This window comes from Leptospira fletcheri (assembly GCF_004769195.1).
GTDB lineage: Bacteria > Spirochaetota > Leptospiria > Leptospirales > Leptospiraceae > Leptospira_B > Leptospira_B fletcheri.
This window is the reverse complement of record NZ_RQET01000007.1, coordinates 176,267-202,152: the sequence shown is the minus strand read 5'-3', so window position 1 is coordinate 202,152 and position 25,886 is coordinate 176,267. Positions and strand designations below refer to the sequence as shown.

The window sequence follows — 25,886 nt, the reverse complement described above, 5'->3', positions numbered from 1 at the left end:
CGGCAGAAGGAAGAAAATAGGGGTTCGCCTATAAGCCGGATTCTGTACCGAAGAATTCCTTTCGAAATCCTCCGGCGATGACCATTTATCTTGGCCCGACGGTTGCCGATCGGACTCTTTGCTCCCTACCCACGATCTTGCGGAACCCGCAACTAACGATCGCCTATTCGGGATTGCACCTGGGAGGGTTTGCCTGCCCATCCCCTTACGAGGAATGGCGGTGGGCTCTTACCCCGCCGTTTCACCCTTACCTCGGAATTCCTCCAAGGCGGTATACTTTCTGCTGCACTTTCCATGCCCTACTCCGCTGAAACGGAGTAGAACTCCGGGAATTACCCGGTCCCGCGGTTCCATGGTGTCCGGACTTTCCTCACACTTCTCGGCATCCGGAAACCCGGCCCGGGAAGCAGCGCGGCCATCCGGCGAACCCCCAAATCCACTGTATAGAAAACCCTTCCTGCAGCGGGAAGGGTTTTTGTCCGGATTCGGCCTGAATTCTAGGAATTTTTACGAGTTCTTAATCCTTAAGCCACCGATTTCTACGCCCTTGCCCATTGCCAGAGGTGAAGAATCCGGATAGGATTTTTGTAGGAAGGAAAGAGATGCTTCACTCGCGGCAGAACGGAAATCGGGTTCAAAAATTCCCCTTTTTTCTTTTTTATTTTCAACTTCTACTCAGGGGCCTGGCACGGGAATTGCACTATTATAGACAGATCCACAGATCGGAGATAAAAAGATGAACAAAATTATTAAAATTGCCTTAGTTTTAAGCATCTCCACTGCTCTTTACGCAGAACCAGAGACTTCTGTGGTCGAAGCTTCGCTCACAAACTATACTCCCGAATCAGAAATGCAACTTGCAAATAAGCTGACTGCTTTGGGAAGCCTAAAACAAAAAACCCGCGATTATGAATCCGCGATCGCATTTTACAACCAATCTCTGGCTGTACGGACAAAACTCGGAGACACCGAAAGCCAAGGATTCGCATTGGTGCTGTATTTAAAATCCATTTCCGAATTCCGCCTGGGCCGTTCCTGCCAGGCACTGGAAAACATCAAAGAAGTGATCCAAATTTACCAAAAAATGGGCGACCTGGATTCTGCCCTCCAAGCGGAAGAAGAAGGTCTCAAAAAATACCAGGAAGCTTGTAGTCTGGCTTATCAAAAGCAACCGAGCCTAACCCTGAACAAGGAACTAGCCACTTCCAAAGATTAAAATCATCCCATCTCTAGTTCTAACTTCCCTGGTCCGCCCCGTCCGGGGCGGGCGCTTTTTTTGATTTGACTCGAACCTTTTGTCTCCTACTTTTACTTCGAGTTTTCCGGGCGGGGAAAAACCCTCCCCGTTTTTCCATCCCAAAAAACCGGTTTCCGATTTCGTTTCAGAGCCCTTACCAGTGTCTTTCTGCAACTCGGAAATCTTATAGACCGCGAAGGAGAAAGTAGGTTATGAAAATCGTTTTTACTTGGAAGAATATAGATCGTTCCGCGGCTGCAGAAGACTATGCCAGCAAAAAGCTGGAAAGGATCAGTAAGTATGTGCAGAAGGTCGTTTCCTTGGAAATATCCTTCGAGCAAATCCATGGAGCGGTCAACGCCAACTTAAATCTTGCTGCAGACGGAAACAAATTCAACGCGCACAACGAGGACAAGGACATCTATGTCTGCCTCGACGGCTTGGAAGATAAAATCGTAAAACAAGTCAGCAAGCACCACGATAAAAAAGCCGCCCATTGATGGATTCCGATAGGAAATTCGAGGAAGCGATCCGTTATCTACTAGAGGGAGAATTCGAGCACGCAAAAAAAACGTTCGACCACTTGTTGGAATCCGATCCGGAAAATCCCGAATTCACCTCGGGATTTTACACCTCTTCTTTCTGGGATAATCGAGTGGACCGGATCCATCATTCGAATGAAGGGAGAGAAAGGACTTCTCTCTTGCTCGATTTCCTAAAGGAATTCGAGACCATTTACGAAAAGAAAGACTTCCCCAAATCCGTTTCCTATAGAGCCGCCAAGGATTCCGTCTTGAAGGAATCCGCGGACCAATTCCGGATCATACTCCGTAAGGAAGGACTCCAATCCCTTCCCGCCTCCACCGTTTCGGAATTGGCATACAGATTGTTGATGGAGAACGATGTGGAATCCGCGGCGGAGGTCCTAAGAGATTCCGCCGGTCTGGAACGATTTTCTCCGGAGCTTTTATTCTTTCGTGCGGAATGCGCCTATCTTTCCGGAAACGAATCCCAAGGATTGCTGTTGTACAGGGAGGCATTTCTCAAGGACCCGAGTTCGCTCCGTCCGGATTGCATCAAGTCGGAACCGATTTTGAAAGCCTTAGAAACTCTTTCCGGAGAGATCCGGGACAAAAACGATCTGAAGGAAGCGATTCCGGTCTATTGCCTGGAAAAGGGAATTTTTCGGGAAATCCGAAAATTGAGCGAAAAGGAAATCGATCAGCTCCGACAGGAGCTTTCTAGGCTCAAAGACTCCCTGTCTCTCCGGAAGGGAATCCATGAATTCAAAATAAAATGTAGAATGATTCAGATCTGTTGCGCTCTCCTAGATTCCAGGACTTCCCTTTACTATGCCGAGACGGCCCAAGAGGCGAAGCGCATTTTAGACGCTTTGGAGCCGGGGTTTTACCAAAGAAGGTCCGGCCGAAACTAAAACTTCCCGTCCGTTCGTACATAAAAAAGGACCGCGACAATGCGGTCCTTTTTCGGACTCGGAAGCGAAATTATTTCCCTACGGAAAGTTCCATGATCTCGCGGATTTCCTGTGCAGTCCGAGTATCCCCTTTTTCCAAAAAATAAGAATGCAGGGAGTCCAAAACCTTCCGACTTTCCGGATTTTTCGTTACTTCTAGCAGATAGGCAGAATTGGTATTTGGGTCGATTTTAGCCGAGGAAGGAAGGTCGATGAAGTCGCGGTCGCTTCCGAGGGAAAGGGTTCCGGATCTTTCGGAAGGGACCCCGTTGGAAGAAGAAGAAAATCTTCCTACGGACACCGCCAGAACGAGCACCGCTAAACCGGCTGTGAGGGAATACTGGAAAGACCTGTTCCAGATCACCGTTCGGGAGAATTTTTCCCAGAGGCTCTCATGTTCCACTCGAGCTTCTTTTAACAGATTCTGCAATCGGAACTCGAAGTTTTCCGAAAGGCGGATCTGATCCAGTTCCTTATTCCGCAGTTCCGAGACCGCGCGTACGATGGAGTTTTCCAGACGAATCAGTTCCTGATCTTCGTTTCCGAAAATACCCGAAAATAAGCGGGCGGAACGGGTCCGTACATGGGATTCTTGCATTTCTTTTTCCATAACTTTTCTACCTGAAATAACCGTCACCCCGCCCATCTTGCTGGATCAGGTGCTTTAAGAATTCCTTTGCTTTGAATAGACGACTCTTGACCGTCCCGATATTACACCCGAGGACCTCAGCAATCTGAGAATAGGACATTTCCTCGAAATAGCGCAATTCAATGACTTCTTTGTATATGTCTTCGAGTTCGTTTATCTTTTTGATTAGATATTCGGATTCGTCGGAAAGTTCTATTTTTTTTTCGAAGCCGAGGCGATGATCCGTAACCTGGAATTCGGATTCGTCCATAGAGTTTTCTCTGGCACGTTTTCTCTTGGCGAGCAGGTCCTTGGACTTATTGACTACGATCCTGTACAACCAGGTGTATACGCCGGATTCGGCCCGGAAATTCTTGATGGATCTATAGCCCGAAATCAAGGCGTCCTGAACGATATCTTCCGCATCGTCCCCGTCCTTTACCATGGAAACCGCTTTTCGATACAGTCTCTCCCGGTACGGTCCCGTCAGCTCTATATAGGCCTGGTCGCTGCCTTCCCGGATCTGCTTTAAAAGTTGGATTTCCTTCTCCCGGACAGTGAGCTTTCGTTGCGCGATTTCCTTTTCGGCCATGAGAATCCTTTCCGACATCGAAACCTTTTCCCTCCGGTCTTGCAATAAAAATACCCCGTGGACTCGAATCCGCAGGTTTTGTCAAAAGGGCTTGTCACCCTCTAAGGATAGATTGATGAGGATTAACGATTCGGTAAGTTCCAGGGGCGAGCGGAAGCGGATTCCATAAAGGAATTTCTCCTTATTCCCCAATTGCTTATTTACACGCCAGATCACGTCGCCTAAGAATTCCAGACGCTTTCCCGTTTTCCGCTCGATCACGGAGCCTTCGACGGCGATCGTTTGGGAGAGATCATCTCCCGGCATCAGTACGCAAATTCCCGATTCCGAAATGTTTCCTAGCTTGCCTTCCAGGGTGATCAATCCGGATTCGATATGGACAATGTATTCGTTGAAGTCTCTGGGATAAAATCTCGGACTTCTATATTTCTGTCCAGAATCGCTCATGAATTAGGAAATCAAGTTAAGGCCCGAGAATCGGACTGTCCAGCGTTTTACGTCTTAAAACTGGAAGTAGATGAAAGGAACTTCTGCATCCGGACTTAGCAAGGCAAGAAGCACCGCCGCAAACGGATATAAGGCGAACTCGAGCCACACCGGAATCCGGATCTGTTTTCCCTTTTCGAAGATCAGCCAACCTAGAAAATGCCCAAGGATTACGCAAAGTATCGCCGGAAGACCCACCTTCAACATATAGGGTCTGAGTTCTCCAGTCCGGTAGGAAACCATTCCGGAAATCATTGTAACGGCTTTGCCCATAGACTCGGATCTGAAAATCACGCCGAAGGTGATCGCTACGGAACTCGCGTACAGGATACGAACCGGCACTAGAATTTTTTCCCAGCCGGTAGAAAGGGACACGTTCGGAAACAATCTGGCCTTGAGATCCTTCAGCACGGCTTCGATCATCAAAAAAGTTCCCTGGATAGAACCCCAGATCACGAAGGTCCAGTTGGCTCCGTGCCAAACGCCCGCTACGAACATGGTAAACCATACGTTAAAACGATGACGAAACGCTCCGACACGACTTCCTCCCAACGAGATATAAACGTAATCCCTGAGCCAGGAAGAAAGAGTGATGTGCCAACGACGCCAGTGTTCCGTGACGCTTTGGGAAAGGTACGGCATTCTGAAATTTTCCGGGAGTTCATATCCGAGTAAAAGCGCGCAACCGTATGCCATGTCGGTGTATCCGCTGAAATCGCAATAGACCTGCACCCAAAATAAGAAAGCGGCCAACCAAAGAGCTTCCGTGGAATAGGCTTCCGGATTTTTAAAGATCAGATCCGAAATGGGCGAGACATTGTCCGATAGAACGACCTTCTTAAAATATCCCAGGAGAAAGAATCGGATCGCGCGGCGGAAGGGAATATTTTCCAGTTTTTTTTCCGTTTCCATCTGGGGCAGAAACGTCTTGGCTGTGACGATGGGCCCGGCGACCAATTGCGGAAAGAACGACACGAACAGCGCGAATCTCAGAAAACTCTTTTCCGCAGGAATGCTTCCGCGATACACGTCGATCGTGTAGCTTAAGGATTGGAACGTATAAAACGATACGCCGACGGGAAGAACGATTTTTAAAATGGGGAAAAAGGGACCGAAACCGAATAGGACCAAAAGGTCGTTTAAGCTAGTGCAAAGAAAATTATAATATTTGAAGAATCCTAGGATGAATACCAGGTTCAAAACCAGACTCAAGGTAATCATCGCCTTCCGGTAGGAATGGTTCTTGGATTCGAAGATCCGATCCGCGAGCACGTAATCGATGATCGTGGAAAGCAGGATCAATCCGCCGAAACGCCAATCCCAACTCATGTAAAACGCATAACTCACGACCAAGAGGAAAACGTGAACGACGAATTTGCGTAGATGATGATTCGGAAATAGAACCGGAAGAAGGTACCAATAAACTAGAAAAACGAAGCTGAAAAAAAGAAAAAATTCGAGCGTGGGAAAAAGCAAAATCCGTGCTCCCTATTTGGGCCGGTAATCCGACTCCGACCGGACTCCGGGCAAAAAGGCCGAGGACCGTAGGTCCAGAAATACCGACCTGTCGGTTAGGTCAAGGGATTCTCCGGCGATTCCCAAGACCTCATTCCCCGCGAAACTCCTGCGATTTTCTTTTTGGGTTTCGTTCCGCATAAAGGAATTCTCTTGCAAGAATTTTCTCCGGAATTAGAACTCTGCTATTAAATCCAAGGAAACGGAGTCCTTTTCGACATGGTAAAAAATTTCGTTAAAAAAACCCTACTTGCGATCACAGTTACCGCGATCGCATTCGGATCGTTGGCAAATTGCTTCGGCAAGTTCGCGTTAACCCATAAAGTCTACACTACAAACGACGGTTTTAACGTAGGAAGCGGATTCCTGAACAAATTGGTAAAAACCCTCCTGATGTATTTTCCGTTTTCCATCCTGTACGGAATCGGATTCTTTCTGGACGTGATCCTATTCAACCTGATCGAATTTTGGAGCGGAAGCAATCCTATCGGTTTGAACGAATACGACCAAGACGGCAAGTTCGTCAAAACCTTCCGGCAGAACGGCGCCGAGATCACTCTTTCTTTCAGCGACTTCGGTTCCCGTATGGACGTGACCGCATTGAAAGACGGAAAGTCGGAAACCTTGACGGCATTCCGGAACCAACCCGGAAAATTCTTCAAGGCGGAAGGAGACCGTATGATGGAAGTGGAAGTGACTTCCGAAACAGTAGGCTCTCAGGTGATTCTGAAGCTGGTGGAACAAGGAAAACTCAAATCCTCCAAGGTGATGGAAGCCAAAACTCTGCAGGATCTGCAGGAAAAAACGGCGGAAGCTCTTTAATCTAAACTTAAGCTTTTCGCGAGCAAAGGGACTCGAATCCGAGTCCCTTTTTTTATTTACCGATATATCTGGAATCTATCTTTAGGACGGCAAATTTTCCGAGCCCGTGCTTCGCGAACCAACCTTTGTTCGCCTCCAGAGCGTAGAGTACCTTTTCGGTGGAGTGGTACAGTACCTTGGTTTGGTTCGGTTCCATCTCGTACGTGTCCACCAGTCTTCGATCCTTGTTGAAGTAACCGATACTCAAAGGAATCAGAGTGTTCTTCATCCAAAAGGTCAGATACTCTTCGGAAGGAAAGATGAACAACATGCCTTCGTTATCTAGAAGTTTTTTGCGGAACATCAATCCTCTCTGCCGGGAAGGATCCGTATTCGCGATTTCGACGACCAGAGGATGTTCGTTCACATAGATCGTCGTTTTTTCCAAATACGGGGGGTTCTCGCCCCAGCCGTGTCCGGGAACGAACAAAAAGAGGAGAAGTATCGAAACGATCCTACTCGTTTTCATCTTTCCAAACTCTTTTAAAAATTCGGAGGACGTTTTTCCAAAAAGGCGCCCATTCCCTCTTTGGATTCTTTTCCCGCAAACAAAGAACCGAACGCTTTCCTTTCCAGTTCCAGTCCCTTGGACAAGGGAACTTCTAAACCTTCCAGAACGATACGCTTTGCCGTCCTGACTGCGATCGAACCCTTTTTCAGGATGGATTTTGCCAGTTGTTTGGAGCTCTCCAAAAGATCTTCTCCTTCCTTTACCAACCGATTCAACAATCCGATTCTGTAGGCATCTTCCGCGGAAATCATATCTCCGCTTAACACGAGTTCGATGGCTCTTCCGTAACCGATCAACCGGGCCAGTCTCTGCGTTCCGCCGAATCCCGGAATCAATCCCAAGGAAACTTCCGGCAATCCTAACTTCGCTTTTTCCGATCCGATGCGAATGTCGCAGGCCAACGCCAATTCCAATCCGCCTCCGAGAGCGAACCCGTTGATCGCGGCGATGGATACGATGCCGCTGTTCTGAATCGTGTCGAAAGCATCCTGTCCTATTCCAGAAAACGATTCCGCAGGTGCTGCGTCTAATTCGCGCATCTTTGCGATATCCGCTCCCGCGACGAAAGCCTTTCCCTGCCCGGTAACAATCGCGACTCGGATCGTGCCGTCCTGTTCCAATTTTACGTATTCTTCCTTGATTCGAACCAATAATTCCTCATTCAAAGCGTTTAACGCGGAGGGGCGATTGATTTCCAGGATCGCAATTCCAGCGTCCTTGCTTACGTTGATCAGCATTTCACTCATCTTTTTGATTCCTATTCCATTTCTATGATCAAGAAAAGGGTATCGTCTTCGAACTCTACGTCGCCGAAAAATCGGAAGAGATCGGCTTGTACCGCTTTCTTGAAGGCCTTCAGATTCTCGGCCTTTCGATTCTTATTCAATATTTCCAATAGCCCTTCCGTACCAAGCTGTTTTCCTTCCCGATTTCGATTCTCGATCAATCCGTCGGTATATAGGAAAAGTTTTTCTCCGGGCAGAATCGGAAGAGTAATCAGTTCCGCGATAGGTCTTTTGATTCCGAAACCTAAAATGCTTCCGGTCGTCTCTATCTCACGGAATTCGCTTCCGTTTTCGGAATGAATGACGTAAGGATGGCCGCCGTTGGCAAAGTGGACTTCCCTGGACAGAAAATCGAAGAAAATATAAATCCCGGAAGCATGGTGGGATTTGAATTGTCTTAAAAGAGTATCGTCCAAATATTCCAACAACCTTACCGGATGTAACTTTAACCGATAAGGCATGGTAGCGACCATGATTTTGATAAACGAAGCGACTAAGGCCGAGGCGATCCCATGTCCGGCGATGTCGGTCAAAAAAACCCCGATGTTTCCTTCCCTCAATTGAACGAAGTCGTAAAAATCCCCGCCGATTTCGTTCGGCGTGGATCGATAAACTTCGTATTTGAATCCTTTAATGCTGATCTCTTCCGGAAAAAGGGTTTCCTGCACTTTCCGGGCTATCTGCAGTTCGTGTTGCAAAAAACGATAATCGGAATCCAGCTCGGAGGAGATCCGAACCAACCTTCGCACGATAATGACGATCGCGGTCCCGATAATACTCACGATAAGGTAAACCGCATCCGGCACGAGAAGCACGGGGGGGACAAGAGTCAAATTCAGTCCTTTGACTTTTACGTAAACGAAACCGAGATGCAACGCGGTGGCATATGCTCCAGTGACCAGACAACCTTCCGCCCGCAACCGGAACATCTGAAACAGTACTAAAAATCCGACCAACAGAAAATAATTGTTATAAAGTTGAAGACTATGCAAATCATCGAATCCGTAAAAGGATTCGTTTAAGATCAGCATCACCAGGAATATGATGGAAAAGTTCGTACCGTGAATGATGATCGAAAGATAACGTCTTTGGAATGAAAGAACGAAGCTGAGAATATTCAAACTCAGTATGATCCCGAAATACGTTCCCAAAGGGGATTGACGGACGTCCGGGACCAACAGAAGTAGATAAATCAGAAAGTGCATTAAGAACGCGATCCGGATGAAAGATTGATCGATCCGTATCAGATCGCGCCAAGCGCCGATCTCCTTGTAGTCGAACTCCCTTTCCACGAAACTCCAGGGGTTCAGTATTCCAGCCGCTTTACTATTCAATAGATTCATCAAGTTCGTATTCTACGATTTCGGATCCGTTCAGACGGATCCTGATATTATAACCGCGCTCCAGATATGCGTCTAATTTCTCCGCAAGTTCCAAACCTGATTTAGCATCCGAGACGCGTATAAAAAAAGGCGCCGATTTGGATTTATACGAGTAGGGAAAACGTTCGCTTAACAACAAAGTAATCCTGTAGCCGCCCGGTCTAGTCTCTAAAACGATATGGGAGACGTGTTTACGATTCAGGATCCTTTCGTCTACGGCAAGATGCCAAGGATTCGTTACGTCGGCAAAGCAAGGAGTCGCGACGGTAAGTAAGACCGCGAACGAAAGAAACTTCTCCCATTTGAATCGGTAGGACAAGTAGGAAAAAGCTCCCCGGTTCATAACGAATAGGCACTAATCTCACATTCGGTCGAATGATTGCAAACCATAAACCCGAAAACCGGTTCCCGTATTTTTTGCAGTGCAAAGAAAAATACTTTCCTACCCAAGGAAAGTTCTCAGAATCCGAAGGACGGACATGAAAGACGATTCGTTGGATTCTAGATCGGAAATGTGGCGATACGTAGGCGCATATGCGGCTTTACTATTCCTGTGCGGTTGTACTCCAGAAAGAAGCGAACAAAATCCTTATGCGGATCTGTTCCGGACGAGCCCGATCACCGAGTTGAAAAATTACAAGGATCCCAGATCTTCCTGGGAATCGCGGGTTTTTCCTCTGGACGATCACTCTAAGAGTTTTGTGGAAGCCTTAAACCGTATAGACGGATTCGAAAATTCCCCCGTCGCATCGACCGATCTAGCAGACCTATCCCGAAAACTCTCGAAGGTCAGAAAAAGAATTCCTACACGTATAGATAAATTGTTAAACGAACAATTATTCGGAATCATCGTATGCGAAAATCTAGGCGGAACCGCGGTGAGCGGAATCGTGTATGAAAAGGAAATCCCCAAGGGAGGATTCGTGATCCTGGATTCCAAAGTGCTTCGCAGAAAAGCGAACGATTGGATCACTTTCAAGGAAAATTCTCCCTTCCAAAACGGGAAGATCTCCGTCCGGATTCGGATAGAGGAGCCTTCGGAGGATACGGAAGCCGCCGCTCTGGAATATATCCTGTTACACGAATTCGGACATATCCTGGCCGTCACTTCCGGCACCGGACCCGACTTGCGGGATCGAACCCGGAAGTTTTCCGATCGTCCTTTTTATCAGTCCGTCTGGAGATCCGAAAATAAATCCTTCGAAGACGGAGGAAGGTTCCGGACGCTTCGGAAAGTCCGATTCTATACCTCCGAATTCTCCTTGGACAAAGAGTGGAAAAACGTGTATCCAATCCTCGCCGACTCCCCTTTTCCGACCTTGTATTCCGCTTCTAACGCCGACGACTTCTTTGCGGAGTCCTTCGTCTCTTACGTTCATGTCTTGATGGAAAAGCGACCTTGGACGCTGACCGTCCACGAAAGCGAGAAGATCCTATACGAGATGAATAACGGAATCGAGAAGGATTCCTTAAAAGAACAGAGAAAGATCTTGAGAAGACTTTTGGAGGACAGGAACGTTTCTCCTCCCTAATTACGAGCAATTAGAAAGTCTGGGAAAAACCGATGCTGAACCAGATGAGATGGGAAGGGATTTTTTGAAGGGTATATGCCTCCCGTAATACCTGCTTCATCGACTCCGAAAGAGAAGCGTTACCGTTGATATAATCCAATACGATCTGATTGGCGGGGCCGTTGACTCTGGAAGGATTTACGATCTTGTTGTCCCGATTGTTCCGGTTCACATATCCGCCGGTAGCTCCGTAATAATTGTCAGTATCGTAAAGATACAGGTCCGGTCTCCACACATCCGCGGCTTTAAAGAAGAATTTCCCGAAAAAGAAAGTCAGAGTGGAGGTGACGTCCTGTATTCCGTTTCTATTATCGACCAAATTATTGCTCATCACATAACCCACGTTGACCTGAGGCAAAACCCTAAAAAATTTGTCCGCAAAGAATTCGTGCCCCACTGTAAGCGAAATATAATTCTTTCCGGCGGCGAGTCCCGAATTTTCCGAAGAAATCTGGGTGTAAAAGGAAAGAGTAGGATTGGCCCATTTCAAAAACGGGAATTTCCAAAAGAAGAAGTATTCTTCCCAAGCCAATCTGGTGATCTGGGTGGACGGATTATTCGCTCCCGAGACTCCCTGCTGCGCTAAAGGATTCAAAGCTCCTAACGCCGGAGAGGAATAGGAAGTATTTTTGTTAAACGTATTATAAAACCAGATTCCGGCCGTAAAGGTGCCCCAATCCGTCTTATCGAAGTTGTAATAGAACGCGTAAAACAATCCGTCCGAGCGTCTCATCCCGTTTTGTTCCTTTTTAAAACCGGGAACCTGACCTCCGCAGGTGGAACCGGTCGCAGCATTTCCGTGAAGGAGATTCGTCTGAGTATCGTAGACACATTGGGAATTCAGAACGTCGGGAGACGGAGCCGAATAGGGGCTCAAGGAACCGGCCGAGCCCTGCCCGGGATATGCCGGACCGGGACCGCCGGGAAATAGCTGGAAGCGGCCGTCACTGTCCCTGTCATTCCGATCCGTTAATTGAAAATTTCCCCAAAACTGCACCTGAAAGCCTTTGAGAGGAGTGTGAAACGTGACCGTAGGTTGGTAGGAAGGAACGAAGGTAAACGCGCGATAACTTTCATTATTGCGACGATTCAGATTTTCTCCTGAAAAACTCAACCCCCTCCAGATAAAGTCCGTCACGATCTCATGTACGATCTCTATCTTCGTATCCTTGGGCCGGGAATCGGAATGCGGAGTCGGAGCAGGACCATACGTAGGCGAAGAGACTTCCACCGGTCCTTGTGGAATCGAAGAAACCCTTCCCTTCTCTTCCTCAGTCGCGGGCTTCTCCTGATCCGAATCGATTTCTTGCGCGAAAACTCCGAACGAAAAAAAGGTTCCGACAAAAACCAAAATGATAAGAAAAACGGAACTTCTTTCCCGAAAAAGATGGAACATAAATCAGAGTTTCCCGTACGAAGAAAGATCGGAATCCGACGATGAGTAAAGACGCATTTCGCTTCGATTTTCGCGGTCAATAAAATTCACGACCGAGGTAGGATAAAGGGAAGTATTCTTTTTAGGATATTTCTTTTTACGTGAAAGATTAAAAAGTTGCATACCTGTGTTGAGGGACTTCAGAATAAAAGCCGTTTCCGTTTTTTGATTTTCAAATGTATCGGAAAACTTTCTTATTTGTTGTATCCGTGAAATCCGAATCCCAAAGTCGAAGCGCCAAAGGAGATCGATCCGCTAAAAAGGACGATGCTCCGAAATATCTGGACGTGGTCTTTAAGGAACTTCTGGACTGCGTCGATCAACCGATCGGAATCATAAGCGCCGAAACCGGAGAGTTCGTTTCCTATAATGCGGCTATGGTTTCCCTTTTCGGTTATCCATCCGAATCGCTCCGACAAATGAACGTTTTTGTACTTTCCCGGTCGGTCGGAAAGCGATCCGAAGCGGAATTGAAATCCAAGCTGGAACGGGCCGCAAAAGGCGAAGACCTGAAGTTTCAGCTCACATTGCTTAATGCAAGATCCAATTCCATCCGGTGCAGGGTCCGGCTCGCTTCGTTGTCCGGATCGACAGGGTTGCTCAGGATTTGGATCGAGGATTTAAGAAAACAGGAAGCTGTTCGAACTCTTCTAAAAGGGGATACCGATGGCCAGGACTTTCTAATACAGAATCTTTCCGAAGATTTATGGGATTGGAATATAGAGGAGAATCCGATCCTTCCGGGAGAAAGATTGGAAGGGATACTGAAGTATTCCGACTTAGGATACAAAATCAGTTTCGATTTCTGGAAGAATAAGATCCACCCGAAAGACGCTCGTACTACGATGACCCTCCTCAAACAAACCCTGAAAGGAAAGCGGGATCTGTTTGACGCTGAATATAGAATGTTAAGCGCAGACGGATCTTATAAATGGATCTTGACCAGAGGTCAGGTCTTGGAAAAGAAACAGGACGGCCAAGCATCTAGGATGCTAGGTTTTCATATAGATATCTCCGCCCAGAAAAACGCGGAGGAAACGGATAGGCAAAGAAGGAATTTGGAGGCCCTAACCACTTCGATTTCCACCGAACTCATCAATCTTCCCGGAAAGGAAATCGGAGAAGCGATCCGGAACAATATAGAGAAGATCGGTCGTTTTTTCGGGATGGATCGGAGCTATCTGGTGATATACGATGTGGATACTCTGATCAGGGAACTGGTCCACGAATACATCGCTCCTAAGGCTAAGAACAGGGCCCCATCCTGGGAAAAAATCTCCAAGATCAATCCGGATAGCTATATAACCGGACAGATTCTAAACAATAAGATCGTAATGCTGGATGAAAGGGAGGTCCCGAAGGAATCGGCTTCGCAAGCAAGAGTCATCCTAGATAATACCGGTATAAAATTCTTCGTCGGGATCCCCTTATCTCTCGCCGGGCGAGTCATAGGTGCGATCGGTCTGAGCTCCGAAAGCTACCGGGAAAAAATCAAACATAGATTCGAGGAATTCGAGATTTTCCATCTTCGGACGATAGGAGAAGTGATTTCCAATGCGATAGAACGCAGAAGGAAGGAAGAAGAACTCCGCGCCGAACGGGACCTTTTGGCGGGTATCATGAATACTTCCGTCGCGGCGATCACCGTTTTGGATCCGGACGGAAGTATTTTGTACGCGAATCCTTCCGCCGAAAAAGTGCTGGGCTTAAGTCTAGAAGATCTGAGGCAGAGAAAATACGACTCGAAGGAATGGAAGCCCACCTCTTTGGACGGAGGCCCTTGGAAACCAGAAGACCAACCCTTCACCCGAGTCATGACTTCTAAGGAAGCCGTGTTCGACGTGCGCCACGCGATCGAAGATTCAAATGGTCTTAAAAAGTATCTGTCCATCAACGGTTCTCCGATCAAAAACGAGGAAGGTAGAATCACGAGCCTCGTATTCTTGGTCACGGACATTACGGATTCCTTATTGGCGGAGCGGGCCTTGAAGGAAAGCGAAGAGAATCTTCGCTTAGCTTTGAACGCGGCAAAGATGGGCACCTGGAGTTGGAATCTACAGGACGATTCCATGCATTGGTCCAAGAACACTTTCGATCTATTCGGAATCTCGTTCGAAGAGTTCCAAGGTACGGGTTCCGGATTTTTCGCGCTGGTCCATCCGGAAGATTCTTCCCTCATGGAAGATGCGGTGGACAAATCCTTAAGGGGTGAAACGAAAGATTTTCATCTGGAGTATCGGATCTTTCACAAGGACGGAACCGTTCACTGGATAGAAGGAAAAGGAATGGTGTACAGGGACGTAGAAGGAAATCCGATTCGAATGGCGGGAACCGTAACGGACATCACCGACAGAAAAAGCTCGGAGGAGGAGCTGAAAGCGAGTCGATCTAGGTTCCAGGCATTTTATCGATTCGCGAACGAAGGAATCCTTTTCGTGAACCCTCGGACGGAAAGGATCCTGGATACGAATCCCGCCTTTCTGAATATTTTCGGTTTTTCTCCGGAAGACATCCAAGGTCTTCCGGCGAGTTCCCTGTTTACGCCGGAATCCTGGACCACCGTACACGCAAGACTTAGATCTTTCGAAAGCGCGGATAACTTGGAATTGAGAACCGTTCGAATCGACGGCACAGTATTTCCTTCCATCGGAAACATCCATTTCTACACGGAACGAGAATCCTTTATCGCCGCGATCAGTCTCTTGGACACTTCCGCAATTCACGAAGTGGAGATCCTAAGAACCGTGAACAACGAAATCTCGGTTCGGAACAAACTGATTGAAATGCAAAAGAACGAACTCCAGGAGACTCTGAACGACCTGAAAAGGACTCAGGACCAATTGATCCAGTCCGAAAAAATGGCGGCCTTGGGACAGCTCATCGCAGGAATCGCTCACGAGATCAACAATCCGATCGGCGCGGTCAAGGCCTCCAATCAGAATCTTCAGGAATGTTTGAAAAGATTCCAGTCCTTGCTTCCTCTCGTTCAGGCGATTTTCGGCGGGATGTCTGCGGAAGAAGTCGACTCCTTCCGGACTTTTTTGAACCTGGTGAGACAGATCCGGGAGCAGTTGGCAGGGATAGAAGAAAGGAGAGTAAAACGGGATCTGGTAGAAGAACTGACGAACCTGGGTTTTTCCAATCCGTACATCATTGCGGACAGCCTGACCGATATGGGTTTTCGAACTGTTCCGAAAGAAGCCGTCCTTTTTCTAAGACATTCCCATTCCGCAACCCTTCTGGAATATTCCACGATCGAATCCTTTTTCTTTACCAATACGAATACGATTCAGATCGCTGTGGATCGCGTGTCCAAAATCCTATACGCCTTGAAGAACTTTTCGCACTTCGATACGGAATCCTCGAAGAGACTCGCATCCCTGCAGGAAAATTTGGAAACGGTTTTGACGATCTATCAGAATCAATTGAAAAAAGGGATCCTAGTCTCCAAGGAATATGCAGACGTTCCGAAAATTCTCTGCTATCCCGACGACTTGCTGCACGTCTGGACGAACCTGATTTACAATTCTTTGCAGGCGATGGCGTTCCGAGGAAAGATCTCGATCCGGATGTTTCTACAGGATTCCGAAGTGGCCGTAGAAATCAACGATGACGGTCCGGGAATTCCGGAAGGAATCCAGGACCGGATTTTCCAGCCTTTCTTTACGACCAAACCTCCGGGAGAAGGAAGCGGACTTGGACTCGATATCGTAAACAAAATCGTGGAAAAACACGACGGAAGAATCGAGGTGGAAAGTAGACCGGGCTCCACCACGTTTCGGGTTTTTCTCCCCTATTTGATAGAGGAAGAATCAGGAATTATTTCAGAGCGGAAGTGATGGTAGTGACGAGTTCTTTTTCGTCCCAGGGCTTTTTTAAATAACTGTAAAGGTTGATTTCTTTTTTCAGAGCTTCCACAGAAGCGATATCCGCATGTCCCGTGATGATGATCTTTTGGATTTCCGGATATCTCTGGTGCACGTTTCTCAAGAACTCGTCCCCTTTGATATTCGGCATCAGCCAATCGGAGATTACGATGAGAATTTTCACTCCCTCGTTGACCAATTCCTCGATAATCTGCATGGCTTCGGAGGCGTCCAAAGCGGTTTCGTAACGGTAAGAATCTCCCAAATGTCTTTTGACCTGGGATTTCATGCTCATTAAGATGAGAGCTTCGTCGTCGACGAAGAGTATCGCTTTCTCCACCGTTCCTCCGAATCCTATTCCTTAAATTAGACGAAAAAAAAAGTTCTTCCCTCGTTAAAAAACGTGAGTTGAGAAAAGAGATCATAAAGATATTGCTCTGACATGCAACTCATTTTCGACAAAAACCAGGAGTATACTCCGGGAACCTTCGTCCTCGGTCTTATGACCCGGTCGGGCGCTCCCGTTCTCCTTCCCTATTCCCGGTAAGGCGAAAACCGGACCGGGCAGTTTCCGCGACTTAGTCAATAATTTTTATTGTAGAAGAAGGAATCTCCGACCTCGGCTCCATAATATAGTATCCTTGCGAGAATTCGATCCCGAGGGAACGTACTGCCTCGAATTCTTCGCGGGTGCCGACAAATTCGGCGACGACTTTTGCTCCGATCCGGTGAGCCAATTCCGTAATCGCGGAGGTCAGTATAAAGGCGGTACGGTTCTTGCCCAGGGATTGTATGAATTTTCCGTCGATTTTTATGAAATCGGGCTGAATTTCCAACAACCTCGAAAAATTGGAATGTTCCACCCCGAAATCATCGATCGCGATGGAACAGCCGATTTCCTTTAAACCGGAAATGACCTTAAAATGGTCCGGATTTTCCCGGAGACTCATGGTCTCCAGAATCTCGAAGGTCACCCGGGCAGGCTCGATTTTATGGTGAGCAAGACGACTCGCCACCCATTTCGGAAAACTGCCGCTTTCCAGCTCCGTTTCCGAGAGATTGACCGAAAAACCATACTCGGATCTACTGAAGGTTTTTAACACTTTTTCGAATAAGATGGGCGTAATCATTCTCAACATGCCCGTGGATTTGGCCAGGTAGATAAAGGAAGCCGGCGCATACACCTTTCCGTCTTCGACGATCCGAGCTAGGCATTCGAATTTCTCCACCTTCCCCGTAGAATTGTCCACGATTCCCTGGAAGTACGGAACGATATTTCCGGAATGGATCGCGTTATTGAGTCTTTTTCCCAGATTAATATTGATCTGGTAAAGGTCCTGTTCGTCCATTTTCTCCGAATATTCTAAAATGCCTCCGGCAAAATCTTCGCTTTTGTCCTGGCTCGCCCGGACCAAGGCCAACCGGGCCTTATAATATAAATCCTTACAACCGTTTGCAGTGGCGATCGTGGTATTGATCCGAAAGGAAATTCCCTCCGTGGTTAGGTAGTCGGAGCGAAGCAATATTTTAAAGGCGATGAGATGAGGTAAAAATCTTTCCTCGGAAACTTTGGAGAGGATGGCCACCTCGTCCTCGTATACGTGAAAAATATCCGCGATCTTTCCCAACATCGAATTCATGGAATCTAAAAATTTCCGCAAGAGGTCCTTATAGAGAGACACTCCGAAATGTTTCGTAGTAAGAGAAGTGGATTCGATCCGGACCAAGGCGAGAACGGAATCTTCCCCGCGAAGTTCCCTTTCTTCCAACACCCTGCGCAGGTATTCCAAATTCGGAAGTCCGGAGTCACGGTTATAGAGCAGAGCGTCTTCCAACTTCCGGTTCAACTCGAACAAGGAACGATCCGCTTCGAAGGAACGGATCGCCTCCTGGACGGTAAGAATCAAATCCCTGGAATCCCAGGGTTTGGATAGATAACGGTACAATTTCGCGTTGTTCAACGCATTCCCTACTGAGTCTGCGCTGGCTTGGCCGGTTAGCATGATTTTCCGAGTATCCGGGTTCGTTTTTTGAGTCCGGATCAGAAACTCGTCCCCGCGGATTCCAGGCATCACCTGGTCACTGATGACCACGGGTATAGGAACTCCGGCTCGGTTGTATTCCTCGATAATGCTTAGAGCCAGCTCTGCACTGTCGGCGGCTTCCACTCTATACTCTTGACCGAAGGCCAATTTGAGCTGTTCCTTTAATCCGCGGAGCAGAATCAATTCGTCGTCCACGCACAGAATCACCGGCATGCTTTCGGTGGGGTTAAGTTGTTTTTCGCCGCTCCTGTTTGCTTCCATAGAGAGAAAATTCTAAATGAGGCGATCCATTAGACGAAAAAAAAAGGATTCCCCGACGAAAAGAGAAGTATTTTTTAACGGATAAGACGCCGATTTGCGGAAAGAGGTAGGATGAATGCGTATTTTGTTCGAAAACGACCGGGAAGTTTCGATCGACTCAGATGAAACCTTGCTTCAAATCTCCTTGGCGGAAGGAATTCCTCATCTCCACGCCTGCGGAGGAAACGCACGTTGCTCCACTTGTAGGGTATTAGTATTAGAAGGAAAGGAACATCTTTCGGAAAGAAACGAAAAAGAATCCGCTCTTGCCGAAAGAAAAGGCTTTCCAGAAAACGTCCGGCTCGCCTGCCAAACGAAAGCGTTCGGGGACGTAACGTTAAGAAGATTGGTCATAGACGACGCGGATCAGATCCTGGCTTCCGCTTTTTCCGGGAAGGTCTCGGGCACAGAAAAAGCGATCACCATTTTGTTCAGCGACATCCGGAGCTTCACCTCTTTTTCGGAATCCCATCTTCCGTACGACGTGATCCATATTCTAAACCGTTATTTCCAGAAAATGGGGGACAAGGTCCTGAAATACGGCGGCGTCATAGACAAATACATAGGCGACGGGCTGATGGCTTTGTTCGGCCTGGAAGAATCCGCTCCGGAAAAGACGAATCTCGCGGCGATCCGATGCGCCCTGGAAATGAGGGCCGAATTGAACTCTTTCAACTCCTATCTAAAATCCCAATTCAATACCAGATTCGAGATCGGTATCGGGATCCATTCCGGAACCGCAATCTTGGGACAACTCGGCCATAGCCTTCGGATGTCTTCGACGGCGATCGGAGATTCCGTAAACCAGGCCAGCAGAATCGAATCCACCACCAAAAAAGCGGGAGTGGGATTCTTGGTTTCGGAAAATGTTTACGGAATCGTAAAGAACTCGGTGCGTAAGGGAAAAACCTTCGAAGCTTCCCTGAAAGGAAAAACGGGAAAATATCGATTGTACGAAATCCTGGAAGTCCTTCCGAACGCGGAAAAAGACCCATGGCAGGAGGTCCGATACCGGATCTGGGACGAGATCGAACTTCCCGAAGCCGGGAACTGGATCTCTCTTGCACTCTACTCCTCTTCGATCTTCGAAGCGGACGGTTCTTGGATCGGTTTGGATGCTTCCCTCAGATTTCCAAGTCTGTTAAACGAAATCCAAAATCCAAGAATACGGGAACATTTATCCTCCCTCCTCAGGATCCATTCCGACAGAAAGGAGAATTCCGAAACGGAGATTTCCCTATCGGACTGCATCGCTCTTGCGGGCGCTCTGGCGGTGGAAAAAGCGGGAGGTCCTAAAATAAACGTATTTCCGGAAAGACACGATTCGAAATTTCCTACCGGCAGGATGGAGAAGGAACCGGAAACTTCGGATCTCCGGGAAATACTGGATCATTATGCACGGATGCAGCTCGAACCCAAGGAAGTCGCGGCCTTATTCGGAGCGCATACCCTCGGCTCGGGCGAACGAGGGAATTACACGGATACTCCGACAGCATTCAATAACGATTATTTTAAGGATCTACTGTACGACGGCGGAACAAGGATGTCTGCGCGGGATCGGGCCTTACTCTCCTCCGAGGAAACGAAGAGAGCGGTATTGGAGTATGCGGTCCGACCGGAGCGTTTTTTTTCCGACTTTTCCGCGGTGTATTCCAAACTAGTAAGAGGCAAAGACGAAGCCTCTCACTCTGCGGATCGGGAAAGATAGAATCCACGTTTCCCTTATAAAACGGTTGGAAGAATCGGTATTCGGATTTTTTCTGGAAGTAGATGCGCTTCCAACCCGTACTAGACACTCTTCCCGTTTATGAAGCGGGAAAGCCGATCGAATTGGTCGTTAGAGAATTCGGAATTCCTCCCGAAAAAGTCGTCAAACTTGCGTCTAACGAGAACCCATATGGAGTCTCCCCTTCCGTAAAGGCAAAGGTCGCCGAGGCATTGGCAAAAATGCCTCTATATCCCGACGATTCTTACAGGGAATTGAAGGAATCCTTGGCTATCGCCAACGGGGTAGATGCGAAAAACGTGATCCAAGGCAACGGAAGCGATCAGATCTTCGACTTTGCCACCCGGTCCGTTCTGGAAAAAGGAGATCTCGTCCTACAGAACGGCAAAACGTTTTCCATGTATTCCATCTACTCCGGACAATGCGGGGCCGATATTCTTTCGACCGATTCGACGGAACACGACCTAAACCGTTTTTCCGACCTTTACAAGAAACATCATCCGAAAATGATCTTCCTCTGCACTCCCTGCAACCCGATCGGCGACGCTCTGCCCAGGTCGGAAGTGTTTTCCTTTTTGGATACGATCTCTCCGGAAACGCTGGTCGTCCTGGACGGCGCCTATATGGATTTCGGAAAAACACGCGACCCGAAAATGGAGATACGCCCTTCGGAAATCGTATCAAAATATCCGAATGTAGTTTATACGGGAACCTTTTCCAAAGTCTACGGTTTAGGAGGAATGAGAATCGGCTACGGAATCGCGAACGAGGAAATCATCCGGGCCTTTTACAAACTCCGCCCCCCCTTCAACGTATCCCAACTTTCGCAATTGGCGGCGACGGAAGCTCTGAAGGATCAAGAATTCGTAAATCAATACCTGGAATCGAATCTAAGGGAATTGGAAAAATACGAGGCTTTTTCGGAGTCCAAAGGTCTCCCTTTCTTCCGTTCCTATGCGAACTTTCTTACCATCCGCTTGGATCGAGCGAAACTTTCCTCTACGGAATTGTTCGAGACTTTGTTAAGGGAAGGAATTATCCTCAGGAATCTGAAGAGTTACGGCTTAAACGCGATCCGGATCACGGTCGGACGACCCGATCAAAATCGGATCGTTCTGGATCGCCTTTCCGATCTACTTTAAACGAAAGCGACAACCCGGTTCTCTAAATTTCGAGAACCGGAGAAATCCTACTTTTCGTACAAATCGGGATGGAGGCGGACCAGCTTACTTTCCTTGGTCGCTCCGTATTTGACGATCCTGGTCGGGACCGCGGAATTTTCTTTTCGACTTGCTTCGAGTTTTTGAACGGATTTCGTTTCTTCTCTTTTCGCACGTTCGGATTCAAACATTCGAAACCTCCCTTTTTCGCGTCTCAATTGAGACCCTTGATCTTCCTTTTAAGTTTCGTCCGAAACTGTCTGTTCCATGACTGATTCAGCTCGGAAATTCCTTTCCGAACGGTTTCAGGCCAGAATAGCATCAAAATAATACGGTTCCATTACGAAATTGCGGAAAATCGGATAAAAGAGGGTTTCAAAACGTCATTCATAATCCTTTCCCTTCGCTTTTTTCCAAACCCCGGAAAGATATTCCCGGAGCTTCGCCTCCATTCCGTTCCGGGTGGGCTTATAGAATTGGGGCGGATTTTCGGCGAGGTCGTCGGGAAAATATTCAAAATCCGTAAAGCCTCCGAAGTCGTGAGGATACTTATATCCTTTTCCGGCCCCCTCTTTTTTATGAAGATGGGTGGGGGCATTCTTCAGACGGTTCGGAATGTTGAGTGCGGTTCCCCTTTCGCGGACGAACGAGGAAGCGGACGAGATCCCTTTGTAGGATGCGTTGGACTTCGGACAGGAAGCCAAAAACGTAGTCACATGAGAGAGGATGATCCTCCCCTCAGGCATTCCGATCGCCTCCAATGCGTGCAAGCCGGAGACCGCTAAAGGTAACCCGTAGACGGACGCATTTCCGACATCTTCGGAAGCGAGAATGATCAATCTCCTGGCGATAAAAATCGGATCCTCTCCCCCTTCCAACATCAGCGCGAGATAAAATAGGGCCGCGTCCGGATCGCTCCCCCGTACGGACTTGATGAAGGCGGAAATCACGTCGTAGTGGCTTTCTCCGGTTTGGTCGTACTCCAAAACCCTACTTTCCAAAAAGACTTCGGTATCTTTTCCCGAAATTTCGGCTCCCGGTTCCATGGAAAGGGAAAGTCCTTCCAACAGAGAAAGCAACTTACGGGCGTCCCCTCCGGAATAGCGCACCAATATTTCCCGGGCTTCTTCGCTCACGAAAGGGGAAGGATTCAGATGGGAAATTCCTCTCGAAAGAATCTCCTTCATTTCATGCGCTTCGAACGGATCTAGTTTGAGCACTTGGCAGCGGGAGAGCAAAGGGCGAGTGATGCGAAACGCAGGATTTTCCGTCGTAGCTCCGACCAGCACCAGACGTCCGGTTTCCACTCCTTTCAAAAGACTATCCTGCTGGGAGGAACTGAAACGATGGATCTCGTCCAGAAAGAGAAGGATGCTTCCGCCGTTTTCGGCCTTCTCCAATAATTTTTTGATGTCCGCGACTCCGGTCGTGACCGCGTTGTATTCCACGAAGGGAAGATTCCAAATCTTTCCCAAGATTCTCGCCACCGTGGTTTTTCCCGTTCCCGGAGGTCCGTACAGAACGATACTGACCGGTTCCCTGAATTTTTGGAGTTGGAGCTTCGCCTTTTCCTGGCCGATCACTTCGGAAAAGCTGGACGGCCGGATTCTGTGAGGCAGAGGAGAACGGTCGAAAAGACTATCCAAGAGTTTCCAGTTCCTTTTGGATTTTGCGGATGCAGGAACGGATCGTCGAATTGCATACGTCGCAGGCGCTATGACAGCAAACTAAAGATTGTTCCCGTATCTTACCTTCCAGAACGTTCTCCACCAATTCGGAGATGCGAACGGGCAACCCGAACCAATCCAGATTTTCTAGAATGATTTCCCGTCGGGTTTTCGGAAACAGGAGTGGAGATTCTTCCATACAGAAACGACGGCTCGAAACGGCTTCCCGAAGAAAGTCTTTTCCCCTTAGACCGCGATCCATCCTCCTTTGATCAGATAATAATAGATATAAAATCTAGGGATTCGAAACAAAGCTGCAAGTAAAAACAGACGGAATCTCATTCCCATTGCGCCGGCGGCTACGCTGGTCCAGGAGTAAGGCAAAGGAGTCAACGCTCCCAAAACCACTGCCCAAAAACCGAAACGTTTTACGTAGACCTCGAGTTTCTCTTCGTGCTTTCTCACGAAGCGGGTAAAGGAATCCAATTTGGGAAGGAGGTATTTTCCCTGGGCATAGGAACAACAACCTGCGATCAACGAGCCGACCGAAGCGGAAGAGATGACCCAAGCGTCGGACAATCCTGCGGCCACGGCGATGATCAGAAACGTATCCGGAGGGAGAAAAACGTGCACCGAATCCGCGATCAAAATCGCGAACCCGACTCCCAAAGGTCCGGTAAAATCGATGAAACCCTTGGAGACCTGCAATACGGGTTCGTGAAAGAACCTGGCCAAAAAAAGGACTCCTAAAAATAAAACGAGACTTGCGATCAGGGTTTGTCGGAGTAAGCGGGACAAAACCTTTTCCGTGGATTGTGAAATTTCGGCGGTTTTTTCGTTCAAGGAATCACCTACGATGGAACATTCTTTCCAAATCTTCCCGAGTCAATTTTACGAGAGTGGGACGCCCATGAGGACACCGGGATGGATTTTCGCAATAGCTGAGCCGATTTAGGATCTCCGCGATCAGGTGGTCCGAAAGCTGGTCCCCTTTTTTGATCGCGGAGCGGCAAGCCACGCATTTTGCCATGAGATCGTACAGCTCCGGCTCTGGGACTTCTTTTCCTCCGGTCCGGTTCAGAAAATCCAGTACGATCTCTTTTTCGTGTCCGGGTAAAAAGTATCCGGGAACCTCTCTGAGTACGAGGCTGTCGTCTCCCAAAGGATCCAACTTTAAGCCGACTTCCTCGTATTCGTTCGTCCTTTCCCGAATATCCTCGGCCTCCTGTCTCGAAACCGGAATCCGGATCGGAGTCAGTAAAGGTTGGATCCCGTAATTTTTACGCTTCAATTTCTTCAGCACTTCTTCGTAACGAATCCTCTCGTGGGCGGTGTGCTGGTCGATGATATAGAATCCGTCCTCCGCTTCCGCGAGTATGAAGGTTTCGAATAGAAGGCCGAAATGTTTTTTCGGAATGAATTCGGAATGTTTGCGCGGCTCGTCGGTCAGATCCTCCAGTCTGGATCCCGGACCGACCTGTTCGACAGGGAAGGAAGAAGTATGCCGAACTTCCCTATAAAGTTCTTCGCCTAATAACTGTTGTTCTCCGAAAGCCTCTCGAGGAGAAGTCTGGAAGCCCGCGGAAACCTTCGGTTTTTCGGGCCTCAGGAGTCGATTCCGAAGTTCCAAAAAACTGACAGGGGTGCTGGATCTCAGCTCCTTCTGGATCAATTGTAGAAAAAAAGTATTGAACGATTCCTCGTCCAGAAAGCGGATCTCCTTTTTGGCCGGATGAACGTTCACGTCGATCGATTCCGGCTCCACCTCGAAGAAAAGGAAACAATAGGGATGCGCATTCGGAGGAAGAAGTTCATCATAACATTTTTTTAATAGATGGGAGGAATACTTGATCTCGACCGGGCGGCCGTTCACGAAGATATGCTGTCCCGTGCGATTGGATTTGTAAAAATCGGGATCGCTGATATATCCTCGGGCTTTCCATCCTCTTTTTTCCAGGTTCACTTCAAGAAGATGATCCCGGAAATTTTCTCCGAAAAGATCCACGATCCGTTCTTTTTTGTCCTTCGGGGAAAGACGGAAGATTTCCTTACCGTCCTGGACCAGGCGAAACCGCAGATCTTCCCGAGATAGAGCTTGGGTCAGAAAGCGATCCCGGATCCGTTTGTCCTCGGACCTGACGGATCTCAGGAATTTTCTACGCACGGGAGTATTGTAGAAAAGATCTTCGATAAAGATCCGAGTACCTCGAAAACCAGGAATCGCATCCTTGGACACGATCTCCCCTTTTTCGCTCCGGACCTTCCATGCGGTTTTTTCCCCGGTCCCGGTTTCCATCGTAAGCCTGGATACGGAGGCAATGGAAGCTAGGGCTTCTCCTCGAAAACCGTAGGAAAGTACCAATTCCAAGTCGCGAAGATTTGCGATCTTGCTCGTGGCGTGTCTTTTTAAAGAGAGCTCCAGATCCCCTTCCTGAATGCCGGAACCGTCGTCCGAGACCGTCAAGGAAGTCAGACCTCCGTCTCTGGTCTCCACCTCTATCGACGAGGAACCCGCATCCACGGAGTTTTCCATCAATTCCTTCAGTACGGAATGTGCGGATTCTATGACTTCCCCTGCCGCGATTTGGTTGATCAATTCCGGACTGAGTTCCCGTATCCTTGTCATGGGTACTAGCATTCTCCGC

At 48.1% G+C, this 25,886-nt stretch carries 23 protein-coding genes, 1 other RNA gene and 1 pseudogene; 8 read left to right on the top strand and 17 right to left on the bottom strand.

What is annotated here, in order from left to right; translation table 11 throughout:
* Nucleotides 1–15 precede the first annotated feature (15 nt).
* Nucleotides 16–431: RNase P RNA component class A (gene rnpB, locus EHO60_RS10770), an RNA gene on the bottom strand.
* A gap of 305 nt (nucleotides 432–736) precedes the next feature.
* Between rnpB and EHO60_RS10765 the strand changes: the two genes are divergently transcribed.
* The 3 genes from EHO60_RS10765 (at nucleotide 737) to EHO60_RS10755 (ending at nucleotide 2,672) form a co-directional block, all read left to right on the top strand.
* Nucleotides 737–1,216: a tetratricopeptide repeat protein gene (locus EHO60_RS10765; protein ID WP_135768190.1), complete on the top strand. Its 480-nt coding sequence runs from the start codon at nucleotides 737–739 to the stop codon at nucleotides 1,214–1,216.
* 233 nt (nucleotides 1,217–1,449) lie between these two features.
* A complete protein-coding gene (gene hpf / locus EHO60_RS10760; protein WP_135768189.1) occupies nucleotides 1,450–1,737 on the top strand; it encodes a ribosome hibernation-promoting factor, HPF/YfiA family in 288 nt (95 codons plus the stop codon).
* Nucleotides 1,737–2,672 (top strand): hypothetical protein, encoded by a 936-nt coding sequence (locus EHO60_RS10755; protein WP_135768188.1) that lies wholly within the window; start codon nucleotides 1,737–1,739, stop codon nucleotides 2,670–2,672. Before hpf ends, EHO60_RS10755 begins: the two co-directional genes overlap by 1 nt.
* Nucleotides 2,673–2,742: 70 nt before the next feature.
* Here the strand turns inward: EHO60_RS10755 and EHO60_RS10750 are convergent, their stop codons facing one another.
* The 4 genes from EHO60_RS10750 to EHO60_RS10735 form a co-directional block, all read right to left on the bottom strand.
* Nucleotides 2,743–3,321, bottom strand: coding sequence for an LIMLP_12425 family protein (locus tag EHO60_RS10750; protein ID WP_135768187.1), 579 nt, complete (start codon nucleotides 3,319–3,321; stop codon nucleotides 2,743–2,745).
* A gap of 7 nt (nucleotides 3,322–3,328) precedes the next feature.
* A complete protein-coding gene (locus tag EHO60_RS10745) occupies nucleotides 3,329–3,949 on the bottom strand; it encodes an RNA polymerase sigma factor (protein ID WP_425460287.1) in 621 nt (206 codons plus the stop codon).
* 63 nt (nucleotides 3,950–4,012) lie between these two features.
* Nucleotides 4,013–4,378 carry a PilZ domain-containing protein gene (locus EHO60_RS10740; RefSeq protein WP_135768186.1) on the bottom strand — a complete coding sequence of 122 codons (366 nt, stop codon included), beginning with the start codon at nucleotides 4,376–4,378 and terminating at the stop codon, nucleotides 4,013–4,015.
* 54 nt (nucleotides 4,379–4,432) lie between these two features.
* Entirely contained in the window at nucleotides 4,433–5,893 is a 1,461-nt protein-coding gene (locus tag EHO60_RS10735) for an MBOAT family O-acyltransferase (protein ID WP_135768185.1), read from the bottom strand.
* Nucleotides 5,894–6,151: 258 nt separating this feature from the next.
* On the opposite strand from EHO60_RS10735, the gene EHO60_RS10730 reads away from it, so the two are divergent.
* A complete protein-coding gene (locus tag EHO60_RS10730; protein WP_135768184.1) occupies nucleotides 6,152–6,754 on the top strand; it encodes a DUF3332 domain-containing protein in 603 nt (200 codons plus the stop codon).
* Between the two features lie 52 nt (nucleotides 6,755–6,806).
* Here EHO60_RS10730 and EHO60_RS10725 read toward each other — a convergent pair whose 3' ends face one another.
* Genes EHO60_RS10725 through EHO60_RS10710 form a run of 4 tightly spaced genes read right to left on the bottom strand, consistent with a single transcriptional unit; the run spans nucleotide 6,807 to nucleotide 9,814 of the window.
* Nucleotides 6,807–7,262: a DUF192 domain-containing protein gene (locus tag EHO60_RS10725; protein WP_135768183.1), complete on the bottom strand. Its 456-nt coding sequence runs from the start codon at nucleotides 7,260–7,262 to the stop codon at nucleotides 6,807–6,809.
* 14 nt (nucleotides 7,263–7,276) lie between these two features.
* Entirely contained in the window at nucleotides 7,277–8,050 is a 774-nt protein-coding gene (locus EHO60_RS10720) for an enoyl-CoA hydratase/isomerase family protein (RefSeq protein ID WP_135768182.1), read from the bottom strand.
* A gap of 11 nt (nucleotides 8,051–8,061) precedes the next feature.
* Complete coding sequence (locus tag EHO60_RS10715; RefSeq protein ID WP_135768181.1) at nucleotides 8,062–9,432, bottom strand: PP2C family protein-serine/threonine phosphatase; 1,371 nt, start codon at nucleotides 9,430–9,432, stop codon at nucleotides 8,062–8,064.
* Nucleotides 9,416–9,814 (bottom strand): hypothetical protein, encoded by a 399-nt coding sequence (locus tag EHO60_RS10710; protein WP_425460286.1) that lies wholly within the window; start codon nucleotides 9,812–9,814, stop codon nucleotides 9,416–9,418. Before EHO60_RS10710 ends, EHO60_RS10715 begins: the two co-directional genes overlap by 17 nt.
* A 136-nt stretch (nucleotides 9,815–9,950) precedes the next feature.
* On the opposite strand from EHO60_RS10710, the gene EHO60_RS10705 reads away from it, so the two are divergent.
* Nucleotides 9,951–11,003, top strand: coding sequence for a hypothetical protein (locus EHO60_RS10705; protein WP_246028260.1), 1,053 nt, complete (start codon nucleotides 9,951–9,953; stop codon nucleotides 11,001–11,003).
* Nucleotides 11,004–11,013: 10 nt separating this feature from the next.
* On the opposite strand, the pseudogene EHO60_RS10700 reads toward EHO60_RS10705, so the two are convergent.
* Nucleotides 11,014–12,339 (bottom strand): annotated as a pseudogene (locus EHO60_RS10700) (hypothetical protein); the annotation flags it as partial.
* Between the two features lie 347 nt (nucleotides 12,340–12,686).
* Here EHO60_RS10700 and EHO60_RS17320 point away from each other — a divergent pair.
* Complete coding sequence (locus EHO60_RS17320; protein ID WP_281283056.1) at nucleotides 12,687–16,316, top strand: PAS domain S-box protein; 3,630 nt, start codon at nucleotides 12,687–12,689, stop codon at nucleotides 16,314–16,316.
* Here EHO60_RS17320 and EHO60_RS10690 read toward each other — a convergent pair.
* Together EHO60_RS10690 and EHO60_RS10685 are read right to left on the bottom strand one after the other, a co-directional pair.
* Nucleotides 16,297–16,683, bottom strand: coding sequence for a response regulator (locus tag EHO60_RS10690; protein ID WP_135768179.1), 387 nt, complete (start codon nucleotides 16,681–16,683; stop codon nucleotides 16,297–16,299). The two genes, EHO60_RS17320 and EHO60_RS10690, sit on opposite strands and share 20 nt — an antisense overlap.
* Nucleotides 16,684–16,921: 238 nt before the next feature.
* Nucleotides 16,922–18,649 carry an EAL domain-containing response regulator gene (locus tag EHO60_RS10685; protein ID WP_167880207.1) on the bottom strand — a complete coding sequence of 576 codons (1,728 nt, stop codon included), beginning with the start codon at nucleotides 18,647–18,649 and terminating at the stop codon, nucleotides 16,922–16,924.
* 115 nt (nucleotides 18,650–18,764) lie between these two features.
* On the opposite strand from EHO60_RS10685, the gene EHO60_RS10680 reads away from it, so the two are divergent.
* Both EHO60_RS10680 and hisC read left to right on the top strand, forming a co-directional pair.
* The gene (locus EHO60_RS10680; protein ID WP_135768178.1) at nucleotides 18,765–20,396 is read left to right on the top strand and encodes a peroxidase family protein; all 1,632 of its coding nucleotides are present in this window, start codon (nucleotides 18,765–18,767) and stop codon (nucleotides 20,394–20,396) included.
* A gap of 62 nt (nucleotides 20,397–20,458) precedes the next feature.
* On the top strand, nucleotides 20,459–21,556 hold the full coding sequence (gene hisC / locus EHO60_RS10675) for a histidinol-phosphate transaminase (protein ID WP_135768177.1): 1,098 nt from the start codon (nucleotides 20,459–20,461) through the stop codon (nucleotides 21,554–21,556).
* A 47-nt stretch (nucleotides 21,557–21,603) separates the two neighbouring features.
* Here hisC and EHO60_RS17150 read toward each other — a convergent pair whose 3' ends face one another.
* The 5 genes from EHO60_RS17150 to mutL all read right to left on the bottom strand — a co-directional run bounded on the left by EHO60_RS17150 (nucleotide 21,604) and on the right by mutL (nucleotide 25,867).
* Entirely contained in the window at nucleotides 21,604–21,765 is a 162-nt protein-coding gene (locus EHO60_RS17150; RefSeq protein WP_167880206.1) for a hypothetical protein, read from the bottom strand.
* Between the two features lie 192 nt (nucleotides 21,766–21,957).
* Nucleotides 21,958–23,220 carry a replication-associated recombination protein A gene (locus tag EHO60_RS10670; protein ID WP_135768176.1) on the bottom strand — a complete coding sequence of 421 codons (1,263 nt, stop codon included), beginning with the start codon at nucleotides 23,218–23,220 and terminating at the stop codon, nucleotides 21,958–21,960.
* The gene (locus EHO60_RS10665; RefSeq protein WP_135768215.1) at nucleotides 23,213–23,440 is read right to left on the bottom strand and encodes a hypothetical protein; all 228 of its coding nucleotides are present in this window, start codon (nucleotides 23,438–23,440) and stop codon (nucleotides 23,213–23,215) included. The genes EHO60_RS10670 and EHO60_RS10665 overlap by 8 nt, the downstream gene beginning before the upstream one ends.
* Before the next feature lie 47 nt (nucleotides 23,441–23,487).
* Complete coding sequence (locus EHO60_RS10660) at nucleotides 23,488–24,117, bottom strand: YqaA family protein (RefSeq protein WP_425460289.1); 630 nt, start codon at nucleotides 24,115–24,117, stop codon at nucleotides 23,488–23,490.
* Nucleotides 24,089–25,867 (bottom strand): DNA mismatch repair endonuclease MutL, encoded by a 1,779-nt coding sequence (mutL, locus tag EHO60_RS10655; protein WP_135768174.1) that lies wholly within the window; start codon nucleotides 25,865–25,867, stop codon nucleotides 24,089–24,091. Before mutL ends, EHO60_RS10660 begins: the two co-directional genes overlap by 29 nt.
* Nucleotides 25,868–25,886 lie beyond the last annotated feature (19 nt).

Coding starts and splice junctions, on each gene's coding strand:
- EHO60_RS10765 (WP_135768190.1), top strand. CDS start 737: ATGAACAAAATTATTAAAATTGCCTTAGTTTTAAGCATCTCCACTGCT.
- hpf (WP_135768189.1), top strand. CDS start 1,450: ATGAAAATCGTTTTTACTTGGAAGAATATAGATCGTTCCGCGGCTGCA.
- EHO60_RS10755 (WP_135768188.1), top strand. CDS start 1,737: ATGGATTCCGATAGGAAATTCGAGGAAGCGATCCGTTATCTACTAGAG.
- EHO60_RS10750 (WP_135768187.1), bottom strand. CDS start 3,321: ATGGAAAAAGAAATGCAAGAATCCCATGTACGGACCCGTTCCGCCCGC.
- EHO60_RS10745 (WP_425460287.1), bottom strand. CDS start 3,949: ATGTCGGAAAGGATTCTCATGGCCGAAAAGGAAATCGCGCAACGAAAG.
- EHO60_RS10740 (WP_135768186.1), bottom strand. CDS start 4,378: ATGAGCGATTCTGGACAGAAATATAGAAGTCCGAGATTTTATCCCAGA.
- EHO60_RS10730 (WP_135768184.1), top strand. CDS start 6,152: ATGGTAAAAAATTTCGTTAAAAAAACCCTACTTGCGATCACAGTTACC.
- EHO60_RS10725 (WP_135768183.1), bottom strand. CDS start 7,262: ATGAAAACGAGTAGGATCGTTTCGATACTTCTCCTCTTTTTGTTCGTT.
- EHO60_RS10720 (WP_135768182.1), bottom strand. CDS start 8,050: ATGAGTGAAATGCTGATCAACGTAAGCAAGGACGCTGGAATTGCGATC.
- EHO60_RS10715 (WP_135768181.1), bottom strand. CDS start 9,432: ATGAATCTATTGAATAGTAAAGCGGCTGGAATACTGAACCCCTGGAGT.
- EHO60_RS10710 (WP_425460286.1), bottom strand. CDS start 9,814: ATGAACCGGGGAGCTTTTTCCTACTTGTCCTACCGATTCAAATGGGAG.
- EHO60_RS10705 (WP_246028260.1), top strand. CDS start 9,951: ATGAAAGACGATTCGTTGGATTCTAGATCGGAAATGTGGCGATACGTA.
- EHO60_RS10685 (WP_167880207.1), bottom strand. CDS start 18,649: ATGGAAGCAAACAGGAGCGGCGAAAAACAACTTAACCCCACCGAAAGC.
- EHO60_RS10680 (WP_135768178.1), top strand. CDS start 18,765: ATGCGTATTTTGTTCGAAAACGACCGGGAAGTTTCGATCGACTCAGAT.
- hisC (WP_135768177.1), top strand. CDS start 20,459: ATGCGCTTCCAACCCGTACTAGACACTCTTCCCGTTTATGAAGCGGGA.
- EHO60_RS17150 (WP_167880206.1), bottom strand. CDS start 21,765: ATGTTTGAATCCGAACGTGCGAAAAGAGAAGAAACGAAATCCGTTCAA.
- EHO60_RS10665 (WP_135768215.1), bottom strand. CDS start 23,440: ATGGAAGAATCTCCACTCCTGTTTCCGAAAACCCGACGGGAAATCATT.
- mutL (WP_135768174.1), bottom strand. CDS start 25,867: ATGACAAGGATACGGGAACTCAGTCCGGAATTGATCAACCAAATCGCG.